The organism is Myceligenerans pegani, assembly GCF_014892515.1.
GTDB classification, from domain to species: Bacteria; Actinomycetota; Actinomycetes; order Actinomycetales; family Cellulomonadaceae; genus Myceligenerans; species Myceligenerans pegani.
Genome location: NZ_JADBGR010000057.1, coordinates 38,763 through 53,053, shown reverse-complemented (window position 1 = coordinate 53,053; position 14,291 = coordinate 38,763). Strand labels below are relative to the sequence as shown.

At 73.6% G+C, this 14,291-nt stretch carries 11 protein-coding genes; 4 read left to right on the top strand and 7 right to left on the bottom strand.

The features are described from left to right. Positions 1 to 83: 83 nt before the first annotated feature. The 4 genes from hpt to dacB all read right to left on the bottom strand — a co-directional run bounded on the left by hpt (position 84) and on the right by dacB (position 4,679). Entirely contained in the window at positions 84 to 638 is a 555-nt protein-coding gene (gene hpt, locus IIE03_RS05435; RefSeq protein WP_192861725.1) for a hypoxanthine phosphoribosyltransferase, read from the bottom strand. Positions 639 to 660: 22 nt separating this feature from the next. Next, positions 661 to 2,022: a tRNA lysidine(34) synthetase gene (locus tag IIE03_RS05430; RefSeq protein WP_192861724.1), complete on the bottom strand. Its 1,362-nt coding sequence runs from the start codon at positions 2,020 to 2,022 to the stop codon at positions 661 to 663. 6 nt (positions 2,023 to 2,028) lie between these two features. Further along, complete coding sequence (locus tag IIE03_RS05425) at positions 2,029 to 3,111, bottom strand: zinc-dependent metalloprotease (protein WP_318842816.1); 1,083 nt, start codon at positions 3,109 to 3,111, stop codon at positions 2,029 to 2,031. Between the two features lie 161 nt (positions 3,112 to 3,272). Beyond that, a complete protein-coding gene (dacB, locus tag IIE03_RS05420; RefSeq protein ID WP_192861723.1) occupies positions 3,273 to 4,679 on the bottom strand; it encodes a D-alanyl-D-alanine carboxypeptidase/D-alanyl-D-alanine endopeptidase in 1,407 nt (468 codons plus the stop codon). Between the two features lie 250 nt (positions 4,680 to 4,929). On the opposite strand from dacB, the gene IIE03_RS05415 reads away from it, so the two are divergent. Next, positions 4,930 to 5,427, top strand: a complete 498-nt coding sequence (locus tag IIE03_RS05415) for an inorganic diphosphatase (protein ID WP_123813025.1) — start codon at positions 4,930 to 4,932, stop codon at positions 5,425 to 5,427. Positions 5,428 to 5,449: 22 nt separating this feature from the next. Here the strand turns inward: IIE03_RS05415 and IIE03_RS05410 are convergent, their stop codons facing one another. Next, a complete protein-coding gene (locus IIE03_RS05410) occupies positions 5,450 to 6,913 on the bottom strand; it encodes a C40 family peptidase (protein ID WP_192861722.1) in 1,464 nt (487 codons plus the stop codon). A gap of 477 nt (positions 6,914 to 7,390) precedes the next feature. Between IIE03_RS05410 and metX the strand changes: the two genes are divergently transcribed. The 3 genes from metX to IIE03_RS26330 all read left to right on the top strand — a co-directional run bounded on the left by metX (position 7,391) and on the right by IIE03_RS26330 (position 11,857). Continuing rightward, complete coding sequence (metX, locus tag IIE03_RS05405; protein WP_225997318.1) at positions 7,391 to 8,575, top strand: homoserine O-acetyltransferase MetX; 1,185 nt, start codon at positions 7,391 to 7,393, stop codon at positions 8,573 to 8,575. 201 nt (positions 8,576 to 8,776) lie between these two features. Further along, positions 8,777 to 9,241, top strand: coding sequence for a VOC family protein (locus IIE03_RS05400; RefSeq protein ID WP_192861721.1), 465 nt, complete (start codon positions 8,777 to 8,779; stop codon positions 9,239 to 9,241). Positions 9,242 to 9,631: 390 nt separating this feature from the next. Then, positions 9,632 to 11,857 carry a restriction system modified-DNA reader domain-containing protein gene (locus tag IIE03_RS26330; RefSeq protein WP_192861720.1) on the top strand — a complete coding sequence of 742 codons (2,226 nt, stop codon included), beginning with the start codon at positions 9,632 to 9,634 and terminating at the stop codon, positions 11,855 to 11,857. Positions 11,858 to 11,874: 17 nt separating this feature from the next. On the opposite strand, the gene IIE03_RS05390 is transcribed toward IIE03_RS26330, so the two are convergent. Both IIE03_RS05390 and IIE03_RS05385 read right to left on the bottom strand, forming a co-directional pair. Continuing rightward, positions 11,875 to 12,834 carry a zinc-binding dehydrogenase gene (locus tag IIE03_RS05390; protein WP_192861719.1) on the bottom strand — a complete coding sequence of 320 codons (960 nt, stop codon included), beginning with the start codon at positions 12,832 to 12,834 and terminating at the stop codon, positions 11,875 to 11,877. A gap of 131 nt (positions 12,835 to 12,965) precedes the next feature. Continuing rightward, positions 12,966 to 14,186, bottom strand: a complete 1,221-nt coding sequence (locus IIE03_RS05385) for a YncE family protein (protein WP_192861718.1) — start codon at positions 14,184 to 14,186, stop codon at positions 12,966 to 12,968. Between the last annotated feature and the right edge of the window lie 105 nt (positions 14,187 to 14,291).

The following is a 14,291-nucleotide window of genomic DNA, read 5'->3' as shown; positions in this document are numbered from 1 at the left end:
CCCGCGGCGTTTCACCGAGAGCACGAAGCGCTCACGCGAAGCGCCCGGCCGGCGCTGTGTGAGCCGCCACTGCGTCGCCCTCGTCAGCCGCTGTAGACGTGGGGCGCCAGGGTGGCAACGAACGGCAGGTTCCGATAGTTCTCGGCGTAGTCGAGGCCGTATCCCACCACGAACTCGTTCGGGATGTCGTACCCCAGGTACTTCACGTCGACGTCGGCCTGTGCGGCGTCCGGCTTGCGCAGCATCGCCGCGATCTCCACCGACTGCGGGCCGCGCGACCTCAGGTTCGACACGAGCCAGGAGAGCGTCAGGCCCGAGTCGATGATGTCCTCGACGATGAGCACGTTCCGCCCGCTGAGATCCGAGTCCAGGTCCTTGAGGATGCGCACGACGCCGGACGACTTCGTGCCCGAGCCGTAGCTCGACACCGCCATCCAGTCCATGGTGATCGGATGGTGCAGGCGCCGCGACAGGTCGGCCATCACCATGATGGCGCCCTTCAGGACGCCGACGAGGAGCAGGTCCCGGCCCGCGTAGTCCTCGTCGATCTTCGCCGCCATCTCGTCCAGCTTCTTGCCGAGGTCCTCCTCGCTGAGGAGGATCTTCTCGAGGTCGGTGCCGACGTCGGACTGGTCCACTGCTCGCTCCAGGGTTGGTGATCTACGCACGCTCTCGGCGCAGGAAAAGCCTGCCACACGAGCGCTCCGCCCGTGCGCCACCGGGGAGGTGCGCGGGCCCCTGCCCGCTCCATCCGACGACGAGCGCGTCCAGCGCGTCGATGTGCCGCGCCGTCGTGGGTGCCGCCGCGACCTCGTGCGCCGCGAGCCGCAGCGCCCGACGCCGCACGGCCGCGGGCGCGCCGGCAAGCACGGTGACGTCGAGCACAACGCTGTCCCTCCCCTCGGCCGCGGTCCCGGCCTGTGGTCGGCGGGTTTCCGTGTGGTCGGGCAAGTGATCGACCGACCACGCGGAAACCTCCCGACCATGCGGCTCGTTCTCGCCCTCGTCCGCGAAGGCGACGCGGGCCCGGGCCAGGAGCTCCGCCGCCAGCGTCTCGAGCGCGTCGGCGTCGTCGCGGAGCTGGGCCGCGCTGCGGGCCAGCGCCTCCGCGACCCCGGGTCCGAGCACGTCCTCCAGCACCGGCATCACGATCCCGCGGACCTGCGACCGCAAGGGTGCCGCGCCGGCGTCTCCCGCGGTGGTGGCGGGCCCGGCGGCCCCGGCGGGTCCGGCCTGGGCGGCAGGCCCGCCGCCCGGGCGGTCGGCCTGATCCGGGCTCGGCACGAGGTTGGTCGGATCCACCCAGTAGTCCAGGCCCGACGCCGCGCACACCGCCTCGGTCTCCGTCCGCCGCAGCCCGAGGAACGGCCGCCGGTACCTCCCCCGCTCCGCCGGCATCCCCGCCAGCGACCTCGCCCCCGCCCCCCGCGCGAGCCCGAGCAGCACCTGTTCGGCCTGGTCGTCCAGGGTGTGGCCGAGCAGCACGAGGTCCGCCCCCGTCTCGGCCGCAACCTGCTCCAGCACCGCGTACCGGGCCTCCCTCGCGGCGGCCTCGGGCCCGGTGTTCACCCGCGCGCCCGCGGCCGTCCCCACGTCCGTGCCCGACTCCGTGTCCACGTCCTGGTCCCCGTCCGGCGCGGGACCCCGCATCGCGACCGGCACGGCCGGTTCCGGGCCCGTACCGGGCACTCCCTGCCCCACACGCCCGCCCGGGGTGGTCCGCCGCACCACCACGGGATCCAGTCCCAGGTCACGGCACTGTTCGGCGGCCCGCGCGGCGACGTCGTCGGACCCCTCCTGCAGGCCGTGGTCGACGACGACGGCCCCGGCGCGCACCCCGTGCGCCCGGGCCCGCACCGACCGCCCCACGCGAGGCGCCTCGTACGCGAGCGCGGCTGCGAGCGCCAGGCTGTCGGCCCCGCCGGAGCAGGCCACGAGCACCAGCGACCCGGCGGGCAGCCCGGCGAGAACGTCCCGCACGGCGCCCCGCGCCCGCCTCACGGCCGACTCGACCCGCGCCACGACCACTCACCCGTGGACGCGCCGGACCCAGGCCCGGGGGTCCGAGATCTCTCGGGCGTCCGGCAGGTTCGCCGGTGCGGCCCAGACGGCGTTGAGGCCCTCGCGACCCACGGTGCGCTCCACGGCCCGCACGAACGCCGCCCCGTCGCGGTACTGGGCCAGCTTCGCGTCCATGCCGAGGAGCCGCCGGAGCACGACGTCGAACGCGGGCCTGCCCTCGCCGTCGCGCCGTCGATCGAACCGGGCGCGAATGCGCCGCACGGACGGCACCACGGACGGCCCGACGGCGTCCATCATCACGTCCGCGTGCCCTTCGAGCAGGGCCATGACGGCGGTGATGTCGGCGAGGGTGTCCTTCTGGGCGGGGGTGAGGAAGCCGTCCACGAGAGTGTCGCCCCGGCCGCGCAGCGCGTCGAGGACCGCCCTGCCGACGACCGCGATCTTGCGGTCGATGCTCGCCTTCGCGAGCTCGGCCGACGTGCGGGTCAGCTCCGTGACGAGGCCCCGGGTGCGGTCGCGCAGGTCGTCCGCGAGCCACGGGGCGGCGGCGAACTGCCAGGCGTGGGTCTGCTCGTGCAGGCACACCCACAGCCGGAAGTCGCGGGCCGGGACGCCCATCGAGGTCTCGGCCTGGAGCAGGTTCGGCGCCACGAGGAGGAGGCGGCCGGGGCCTCCTCCGGGCAGGTACGGGTCGAACTGGCCGAGCACGCGCCCGCTGAGCAGCGCGAGCACGGCGCCCACCTCGGCGGCTCCGGCCACCTGGACGATCGGTCCGAGGGACGGCGGGACGACGTCCTGGATCCCGTCGACCATCGTGGACATCGACTGCGTGTTCGCCCGCGCCCAGGAGGCGCGGTCCACGACCACGACGGACGCGGCGTCGCCTGCGGGCGACATGCGCGTGACCTCCTGCACGTGCCCGACCGCGGCCCCCGCGGCCTCGCGCAGCCCGCCGACCAGGTCGTGCAACCGCTGGTGCGGGGCGATCGGGCCCGGCGGGGCGAGCCGGCCCGCGATGCGAGCGGCCGCGGACCAGTCGACGGCGGGCTGGGCGGCGGCCGTCGACGACGCGTGCGCGATGGGCTTCACCGCTCCACCGTAGGTGATACGGAGCACGGCGCCGGACACGGACGGGTCGCGCGCGCTGTGGCCGGTCGGTCGTCGCGAAGTCGGCCGACCGAGGGACCGACTTCGCGACAACCGACCGACCGCTCGACGACCGGCCGACCACGCCGGGGAGCCGGATGCTCTCAGGAGGATGCGGAGTAGGCCGCGAGGGAGCCGACGAAGTCGTCGTAGATCGGCACGGCCCCCTCGGCGTAGTCGGGGATCGAGTCCGCGAGCACGACGAACACGAGCTGGCGCTGGTCCGCGGTGACGACGGTGCCCGCGAGCGCGCGGGTCTTGCTCAGGCTTCCCGTCTTGGCCCGCACGAGTCCGCGCGCGGGGTTGTCGCCGCGGAACCGGTCGTTCAGGGTGCCGTTCAGCCCGCCGACCGGCATCCCGACGGCGACGTCGCGGAGCCGGGGGTGCGCGGGGTCGATCGTGAGCTCGACGACGTCGGTCAGCTGCCTCGCGCTGAGCCGCGAGCCGTCGCCGAGGCCCGAGCAGTCCTTGAGGTCGGCCCCCTCGAGGTCGACACCGAGCCCTTGGACGGCGTCGACGACCGCCTGCGTCGCGGCCTCGTTGGAGCCCGGCTCGCCCGCCTCGACGGCCACCAGGCGGCAGACCACCTCGGTCATCGTGTTGTTGGACGTGTGCAGGAAGAACTCGGTGATCTCGGAGACGGGAGCGGACCGCACCTCGCCGATCTTCTCGGCGTTCTCCGGTGCCGTGCCCCGGGCGACGCCGGTGACGTCGATCCCGCGCTCGCGCAGGTGCCCGGCGAAGATCTCGCCGGCGCGCTTCGCCGGATCCGCGACCCAGGGGCCACTGGGGCTGTAGGAGTCGCCGGCGAGGCCGATGTTCACGCCGAGCGGGGCGGCTGCCCCGATGTACGCCATGTTGGCCTTCGGCACCGCCGGTGCGACGCCGGGTCCGGTGAACAGGGTGTCGTCGATCGCGAGCCGGACCTTCCGCATGCCCTCTGCCTCGAGCGCACCGGCCACCTGGTCGGCCAGGTCGGCGAGTCCGGCGTGCCCGTTCACCTCGGTCGGCCTGCCCTTGCCCGCGGCCAGCATGATGTCGCCGCCGCCCACGAGCGTGACGGTGTCCTCGCTACGGACGACGGTGGTGGCGAGCGTGCGGTCCGCCAGGGGCGACGACAGCGCCGCGACGCCGGTGAGGATCTTCTGCGCCGAGGCGGGGGTCATGAGTCGGTCCTCGTCCGCGGAACCGAGCGTCTCACCGGTGATGGCGTCGGCCACGACGACGCCGACCCGCGAGCCGAGGCGCTTGTCCCCGACGAGATCGGTCACCCGGCCCTGGACGGCCTCCGCGTCCGGCACGGGCGCGGACTGGGGGAGCACCGGGAAGACCGTCCCGGGAGGCGGGACCTCGACGGCGCCGGGAGCCGTCGGGAAGGGTTCGGCCTCGGGCCACGGCTCGGCAGTGGTCAGCATTCCGGGGACGACGTCGAACGCGTCGAACGCGAGGTATCCCCCGAGCAGCCCCAGCAGCACCACGACCGCGGTACCCGGCCGCGCTGACCTGGTCATCGGCTTCCCCTCATCGTCATGCTGAACCCACAGCCAAGCCTAGGGGAAGCAAAGCTCGCACCGGGCCCGCGTACCCCGCCCGCATTATGCCGAATCCGGCGAGTGGGACTCGCCACATGTTCGCCCCTCGGACCGGTCGGAACACCTTGCCATGGCAGACTGGACGGGCGCGGCCCCGCTGCCGTGCCAGCCAGCCGCACCGGGGCGCCATTGCCTGGGGCGACCCATCCGAAGAAGTGGAGCACGAGGCGTGGAGTTCGACGTCACGATCGAGATCCCCAAGGGTCAGCGGAACAAGTACGAGGTGGATCACGAGACCGGACGCATCCGCCTCGACCGCATGCTCTTCACGTCCACGCGCTACCCGGACGACTACGGTTTCATCGAGGGGACGCTCGGTGAGGACGGCGACCCGCTGGACGCCTTGGTCCTCCTGGAGGAGCCCACCTTCCCGGGTTGCCTGATCAAGTGCCGCGCGCTCGGCATGTTCCGCATGCGCGACGAGGCCGGCGGCGACGACAAGGTGCTGTGTGTGCCGACGGGTGACCAGCGTGCCGCCTGGCGCCAGGACATCGACGACGTCTCGGACTTCCACCGCCTCGAGATCCAGCACTTCTTCGAGGTCTACAAGGACCTGGAGCCGGGTAAGTCCGTCGAGGGCGCCCACTGGACGGGGCGCGCCGAGGCGGAGGCCGAGATCGAGCGTTCGTTCCAGCGCGCCAAGGAGACGGGCTACTACAAGCACTAGAGGTCGCTCACCTGCGCGACCTCTATGGGCGCCCCGCCCAGGGCATCGCCCCCGAGAGGCGCAGGTCCGTCTCCCGGAGGGAGACGCCCGGCATGACGGCCTCGATCATGCGGCCGTCTCCGCTGTACATCGCCACGTGGTAGATGCTCTGCGGGTCCGCCGGGTCCGATCCGTAGAAGATCAGGTCGCCCGGTCGCAGTTCCTCGTATCCGATCTTGGCCACCGCGAGGTACTGCGACCGCGACGTCCGGGTGATCCACCGGCCCGCGAACTCCCACGCCTCGGACGTGAGACCGGAGCAGTCGTACGACGTCGGCCCCTCGGCACCCAGCTCGTACGGCGAGCCGATCTTGGTCCGCGCCCAGGCGACCGCCGCCTCACCCTGCGCGGCGGTGCCGGACCAGGAACCCGACGGGCCGGGCGCCGGCGGCTCGGGCGCGGGCGGCCCGGGCTCCGGCTCGGGGGCGATGCCTCCGCCGGGGCCGGGATCCGACGCGGAACCCGAGCCCGGGTCAGGCTCGGATCCCGGCGCTCCGCCCGCCGCCCGATCGCCTCCGGCGTCCTCGCCGCCCTCCGGGAGCCCGCCCGCGGCCCCGGCCTCCGCCTGTGCCGCCTCCAGCGCCGCACGTGCCGCGGCCTCGCGCTCCGCCAGCGCGGCCGCGGCCCGAGCCTCCTCGCGCTCGCGCTCGATCCGGATGCTCGTGTTCCGCAGGTCCGCGAGGCGTTCGACCAGGAGCGTCCGGTCCCGCTCGGCGGCCTCGGTACGCTCGGCCAGGTCGACGACGGCCCGCTGCGCCGCCTCGTACGCCGCCTCCGCCTGCGCCTTCGCGGCGGCGCGCGCCTGACGGGCCGCCGACCACCGGGCGTCGGCGGACTCCGAGACCGCCCGAGCGTCCGAGTACTGCGCCAGCGCCGCGGCCAGCTTGCGGCGGACGGCCCGCTCGGCGGCATCCTGCCCGATCAGGTCGTCGACGTCCTCGGCCTCGAGCACCACCTCGAGCGGTCCGAGCGCGTCCGTGGCACCACCCGAGCGCTGCGCGGCCCGGTACACCGCGGCGAGCCCGGCACGCGCCTTCGCCTCGGCGTTCCCGGCTCGCTCCGCGGCCTCGCGGGCCTGCCGGACCTCGGCCTCGGCGGCGTCCAGGGCGGCGACCGCGTCCTCGTGGTCCGCCGCCGCGGACTGCACGCGGATCCGCGCGTCCTCCAGCTCCTGGCGCAGGCCGGCCAGGGCGGCCTCGGCCTGGGCGACGTCGAGCTCGCCGGCCCGTACGGCGTCGCGGGCCTCGACCGCCTCCCGCTCCGTCGGGCCGGCGGGCGGCGCGACGTCGTCGGCCGTCGCGACCGGACCCCACGGGTAGACCAGGGCGATCACGAGGACGAGCACCGCGAGCACGCGCCAGCCCACAGGTCCGACCCGCACACGGCGACCACTCCCGCGAACCCACCAGACCACCGCGTCCCGGATCGCTCCGGGTTTCGTGCTCACCAACTCCGAGGCCATGCTCAACCCCCTGCTCAGGTCACACAGCACATGACGCCCGACCACTGCGCATGTCTTGTGTACGACGGCGTGTCGCCTTGCACATAACCTTCACTGCCATCAGGCTCACCCGACTTCTCCGATCTCGCACGCCGAAAACTCTCTCGTCGGACGTCGCCGACAGAGCGGGACACGTGACCTCGCGACCGAGCCGGACGCGTCTCGGATGGTGGTCTCGAATGCTGGTCTCAGCATGCGGCCACTGCTTTCTCCGTGAGGCGGCGGCGCGATAACGTGCGCGGCATGACTCGTCGAATGTGCCGCTGACTCCAGCGCACCCCTGACGCTCGCGGGCGTGCGCACCCACGCATCCCCACCCCCGCACGAGAGCCGCAGGAGAGTCCCTTGACGATCGAGGCACACCACGTCCCCGCCGTCCCCGGCCCCGAGATCGACGTGCCGTTCCCGCCCTTCGCGACCGGCCTGAGCGCGCCGTCGGCCCCGCCGCGCAAGCCCGGCCAGGCACCGGTCCCGGCGAGCGGCGCCTGGCGTGAGGGCGACGATCCGGGGCGTCGGCGGTTCGCCGACCTCGGCGCCTTCGACCTCGAGGCCGGCGGCCGTCTGCCCGCGGTGCGGGTCTCCTACGAGACCTGGGGCGAGCTCGCGGCCGACGGGTCCAACGCCGTCCTCGTGCTGCACGCGCTCACCGGCGACAGCCACGTGACGGGCGAGGCCGGTCCGGGGCACGTCACGGCCGGCTGGTGGCAGGACCTCGTCGGCCCGGGGCGGCCCATCGACACCGACCGGTACTTCGTCGTCGCGCCGAATGCCCTGGGCGGCTGTCAGGGCACGACGGGTCCCGCGTCCACGGCGCCCGACGGGCAGCCCTGGGGCGGGCGCTTCCCCTTCGTCACCACGCGCGACCAGGTCGCGGTCGAGGTGGCGCTGGCCCGGGAACTCGGCATCGACGGCTGGGAACTGGTAATCGGCGGCTCGATGGGTGGCCTGCGGGCGCTCGAGTGGGCGATCCAGGGCCCGGAGGCGGGCATCGAGGTGCGGAACGTGGCCGCGATCGCGACGACGGCGCAGGTCGGTGGCGACCAGATCGCCTGGTCGCACCCGCAGCTCGCGGCGATCCGCGCCGACGCGGGCTTCCGCGGCGGCGACTACTACGACGCCCCGGACGACGCGGGCCCGCACCGCGGCCTGGCCATCGCACGGCAGATCGCGCACGCCACCTACCGCACCTCGTCCGAGCTCGACACGCGGTTCGGGCGCCTGCCGCAGGGCGGCGAGAACCCGTTCGACGGCGGACGGTTCGCCGTGCAGTCCTACCTGGACCACCACGGGGACAAGCTCGCGCGGCGGTTCGACGCGAACTCGTACCTGGTGCTCACGGAGTCGATGAACTCCCACGACCTGGGCCGGGACCGGGGCGGCGTGGAGCTCGCCCTGTCGGGGATCACCGCGCGGGCGCTGGTGGTCGCCGTGGACTCGGACCGGCTGTTCCCGCCCGAGCAGTCGGCCCGGCTCGTGCGTGGCATCCCGGGGGCGGACCCGCTGCGGATCATCACCAGCGACTACGGCCACGACGGCTTCCTCGTGGAGGGCGACCAGCTCGCCCCGATCGTCGGAGAGTTCCTCGCGGCGCGGCGGGGCGGCGAGTAGGCGGTCGCACCGGCGGGTCGTCCCCGTTCCGTTCGTCGTGCGCTCTGCTCGTCGTGCGCTCTGCTCGCCCTGCTCCGCTCGTCGATGTCAGTGTCCCGTCCTACCGTGGAACTGGATCGGCCGCAGCGCCGAGGCAGGGCTCCGCCGGTCCGCCCGCATCCGCACGACGCCGTCGGACACCGGCGGCCCGAGGAGACGACCATGACCAAGCTCAATCCCTATCTCAGCTTCCGGACAGAGGCCCGGGAAGCGCTCGAGTTCTACCAGTCCGTGCTCGGCGGTGACCTGAACATCAGCGCGTTCGGCGACATGCCGATGCCCGGCATGGACGACGTGGACGGGAACCTCGTGATGCACGGCCAGCTCGACGCACCGAACGGCCTCACCCTCATGGCCGCCGACTCCCCGGACGTCGCGGGCATGCCGCCCTACGTGGCCCCGACGTCGGGCGTCACCGTCGCGCTGACCGGCTCCTCCGCCGAGCACGAGTACATCGCCGCGGCGTTCGACAAGCTGTCCGACGGCGCGAGCGACGTCATGCCGTTCGAGAAGGCCCCCTGGGGGGACTTCTACGGGCAGCTCAAGGACAAGTTCGGCATCTCCTGGATGTTCGACGCCAGCACCCCGGAGAGCGAAGCCGCGATGGCGGCCGCCCAGCAGGGCTGACGGCTCTCGCCCCGCAGGACCCCGTCGTGCCGCCCGGTACCTGCATGCCGGGCGGCACGGCGGACGTCGGCACGGCGGACGTCGGCACGGCGGACGTCGGCACGGCGAGCGTCCGCACGGCGGGCACCGACGCGGCGGTGTCGACACCGCGCGCATCGGCACCACGCGCGCCGACTCAGCAGGTTCACGGTCGGCAGGAGCGTGCCCGGAACCGAGGGCATAGCATCGCGACGACGGGGCCATGGTCCAGGAGTTACGAGCGCCGCACGGTGGTGACAAGAGTCACGGGACCTTCACCGAGACGTGTTTCAAGTCACCACAGCACGCGCCGTAAGATCTAGCGGACCGTGGTCATCGGGACCATGGCCGAGGATCCGGGGGAACGCCGCTATGCCACTGTTCGAGGTCGACGCCACGCGGCCCTTCCTCGTGCAGAGCTCGGGGAACGGCGCCGGTGGCGAGCCGGGTGTCCACACCTCCGCGCATCGCGTGGTCGAGTCGCACATCGACGGCCTCCTCGGCGAGCAGGTGTTCCCGGTCGCCCAGGGCTCCGGGCCCGACGAGCCACACCTCCTGGCGCTCGACGCCTCCGGCCTGCCGGTCGTGGTGGAACTGGTCGGGGACCTCGACAAGTCGACGCTGACCCGCGCTCTCGACCACGCCGGCGCCGCCGGCCGCCTCACGCGGGGCGAGCTGGCCGCGCGGTACCACGGCGGGCAGCACAGCTTCGCGCACGACGTCGCCGAGTTCTACGACAGCGTCCCGATCACGAAATCGAGCAGCACGGGGGGCGGGAGCGGCGCGCGCCTCATCATCATCTGCCAGAACGCGCCCCAGGAGATCCTCAACGCCGTCGACTTCCTCCGCCAGCCCACCATGCCGGTGGAGGTGCTGAAGATGGACGTGGTCAAGTCCGACGACGGACGCCGCTTCCTCGACGTGTCCCCCCTGGTCATCCACGTCCCCCCGGGGTTGCCGTCGCCCCGCCAGGCAGATCGGGGCTCGATCACCCGGGGGAACGAACCGGAGCACGTGACGCCCGAACCCGTCGCATCCGCGCCGATGTTCACCTCACGCTCGCAGAGCGCGGACGCCGACCCCTTCGCCGAGGGCGTCAAGGTCGGGTACGCGCTCACGGGGAAGCTGCCCGTGGTCGCGCACGAGTCGAGGCCGGCCCGTCAGTCGCCGGTCGGCCCGGCCGAGTCCGCGAGGCCGCCGATCTCGGAGCCGACGCCGGCCCCGGTGGCGGGCCGGGGCAAGAATCCGGCCCGCGGGCTGCGTCGGTCGCTCGCCCGGGGCGGTGAGACGCCGTCGGCGACGGGCGCGGAGAACGCGCCGGGTTCCGACAACGGCCGTCCCCTCCCCCCGAGCCGCTCCGCGCGGCGCGCGATGGCCGAGCGGGACGCGGCGGCACCGTCGAGCGGGTCCACGCCCATGCCGCTCTCCTCGGGACGCCCCGGCCGGGACGCCCCGAGCCCGTCGCCCCAGGCCTCCGCGCCGGTCCCGATGCCCGCCCCGGCGCCGGCGCCCGCCGGCGAGCCCGACCCGTCGGCGCCGTCGTCGGACACGCTTCCACGCGTCCCGAAGCCGGCGCAGGCCCCGGTGCGACGGCGCTCGCGCAAGGACCGGTTCGCGTCGGCGCCGGACGAGCGGCCTGCCGCGCTCGCCGAGGACTCCGCGCCGTCGCCGGCACCGATCGACTCGGCCCCGCAGGTCCCCGACCTGCCCGAACCCGGCCCTGCCCCACTCTTCGGCGACGACGCGCCGGCCCTGGCGGGCGGAGCGTTCACCGCGCACTCCCCGGTGCCGCCGCCCCCCGCGGCCGAGGCGCCCGCCCCGGGCCTGTCCGCCGCGCCCGCGGAGGAGAATCTCTGGCAGCCGGCACCGTACCCGGACGGCGGGTATTCCGCCCCGGTGTCGTCGGCCCCGGCAGAGCCGTTCGCCTCTCCGCCCGCGTCCGCGGCCCAGGAGCCGGTCTTCCCGTCGTTCGAGTCAGGGCACCCGAGCGGTGCCGTCGGGCCGATCGACTCGGCGCCGTTCGAGCCTCCCGTCATCGACAGCCAGTGGCAGGAGTCCGGATACACGCCGGACGCCGGGTACGGTCAGGAAGCCGCGTTCGCCGGTGCCGCCGGGCAGGAGCAGGTGTACGACTGGTCCGCGGACCCGAGCTTCGGCCCGCCGCAGGCCGGGGCGATCGGGCAGCCGGAGTACCCGGACCCGCAGGCGGGCTACCTGCCGCCTGCGCCCTCCGCGCAGCCTCCCTTCCCGGGGCAGGCTCCCGAGGCGCAGATCCCTCCCGTCCCGTCGGACGAGAGCATCCGCGCGAACACGCCCGGCCTGTTCGACGAGGAGGAGGACCCGGACCTGGAGGCGCTGGCCCGCAGCTTCGGTGCGCCGACGCGCATCGTCTGGTCCCGGCCCCGCCGCAACCAGCACCACGAGGCGGTCCTCCACCCGAACGGCGTGATCGAGCTCGCCGACGGCGGCCAGTACCGCCACCCCGACACGGCGGCGACGGCGGCCTCCGGGTCGTACACGGCCGACGGCTGGAGCGTGTGGAGGGTGGGCGAGCAGGGGCCGAGCCTGACGGAGGCCTTCCAGCAGCGGTTCGTCTGAACCCTTTCGTCGACCACCTACACCGTGATGACGACCTTGCCGAACTGGGCGCCCGAGAGGAGCCTCGCCATGGCTTCCTGGGTGTTCTGCAGTGGGTGAACCGAGTCGATCAGGGGCTTGATGTCCTGGGTGGACACGAAGTTGGCGAGAGCGGCCAGGTCGTCGCGGGTGCCCATGGTGACGCCCTGGATGCGGATCTCCTGGAAGAAGATCCTGGTCAGCTCGGCGGGAGGCGCGTCGCCCGATGTTGCCCCGCATACCGCGATCGTGCCGCCCGGCCGGACCGAGCGCACCGAGTGCTTCCAGGTCGCCTGCCCGACGGACTCCAGTACGACGTCGACCCGCTGGGGCAGGCGCTCGCCCGGGGCCACCGCCGCGGCGGCGCCGAGGGACAGCGCCCGCTCACGCTTCTCCGCGGAGCGGGAGGTCACGAACACCTCAAGGCCGGCGGCGACCCCCAGCAGGACGGCCGCCGTGGACACGCCGCCGCCGGCGCCCTGGATCAGGACGCTGTTGCCCGGGGCGAGACCACCGGCGGTGAACAGCATGGTGTAGGCGGTGAGCCACGACACCGGGAGGCACGCGGCCTCCTCGAACGAGAGGCCGGCAGGCTTGGGGATCAGGTTCGCCGCCGGGACGGCGACCCGCTCCGCCAGCGTGCCCGGGTGGTGCTCGCTCAGGAGCGTGCGGCGCTCCCGCGGCCCGACGCCGTGCCCGTCCGCGCCGATCACACCGTGCACGATGACCTCGGTGCCGTCGGGCGCGACGCCCGCCGCGTCGGTCCCGAGGATCATCGGGAGCTGCTCCTCGCGCAGCCCGACGCCGCGCAGGGACCAGACGTCGTGGTGGTTGAGACTCGCCGCGCGCACGTCGACCGTGGTCCAGTGCTCCGGGGTCACGGGTTCGGGAGCATCGCCCACCTCCAACCCGTCGAGCGGACTGTCGGGCGAGAACGAGGTCACGGACGCGGCGAGCATGCGGCCAACCTATCTGCCCGAGAGCCGGTCCGTCCGGGGGCAGCCCGCCGGAGCCGGACCGCCGAGAGCCGGGGGCAGCGCGGTGCCGCCGGTGCGCTGCCCCCGGCACTCCGGCGAGTGGGGCCGGCTGTTCAGGACCAGTCCGCCGGGACGTGGCCCAGGCGCACCCGCTGGGGGTGGTCGCCGACCGGTGTGGAGCCGATCTTCTCGCCCGTGGCGAAGTCGATCGCCGTCACCTGGTCCGCGCCCGACTCCGACACCACGCAGGCGCCCCCGTCGCCGGTCACGGTGGCCCAGTACGGCTTGTCGACGGTGACGAGTGGCCCTTCGGCGAACGTCTCCCGGTCCACGATCACCGCGTAGTCGTCCATGGTCCCGGCCACGCACAGGTGCTCGCCGCTCGGCTCCATGGTCAGGCCGTGGTGTCGCGAGTCGTTGACCATGTCGGTGCGGCCGCCGTCGAACCTCTCCGGGAGGGTGTGCTGCCGGGTGATCGTGTCCGAGGCGACGTCGTACTCGAAGAAGCCGTGGTAGAAGGAGGTCTGGAAGTAGAGCGTGGACTCGTCGGGGCTGAACGCGGCGGGCCGCACGGCGTCGGACCAGCCCGCGCCGGCCGGGAGGCCGAAGTCGTCGAGCCGGTCGCGCATGTCGATCTCGCGGACGACGTCGAACGTGGTGGCGTCGGCGACGGTGATGACGCGGTCGCCCTTGGTGAAGTCGAGCCAGGGCGCGTCGAGGGCGTTGTTCACCTCGCCGATCGACATGTTCCAGATGTGACCGTCGGCGGTGAAGACGTTCTCGTGCGGCTTGTCGCCGGTCGGGAAGGAACCGAGCTCCGCGCCGGTGGCGACGTCGAGCACGTGCACGCGGTTGCCCGTCGAGGCGGACACGGCGACGCGGGTACCGTCCGGGGACAGCGCCATGTGGTCGGACCGGTAGCCGTCGACCCGGAACCGCCAGTTGATCTGGCCGCTGCGGACGTCGATCGAGACGACGTCGGCGAAACTCGGCCGGGACACGACGACGGCGGACCCGTCCGGGGTCGAGTACATGTCGTCGGCGAACTGGTCGTGCCCCTCGCCGACGGTCTCGCGGATACCGAGGAAGAACGCCAGCCAGATCGGGTTCCGGCGGATCTCGGCCATCCGCTCGGCCCGGTCCGGGATGACGTTCAGCTCGCCGACCGGCGAGAGCGACGCGTCCGACGTGACCACCGACGCCGTGCCGTCCCAGTTGTTCGCGACGAACAGCACCTCCCGCGGCGGCGGATCGGCGTGTGCGGGCACCGCCGAGCCCGTGAGCAGCAGCGTCGTGGCGGCGAGAGCGGGCAGGATCCGTGAGCGCGTGGCCATGCGAGCATCTCCTCGGCAGTGAGGCGAGTGGGCAGGGGCCACGTTACTGGAGTTGCCCTCAGTAGGGAATGGGCCCGGCGAGCCGATACCTCAGCCCGCGATCTT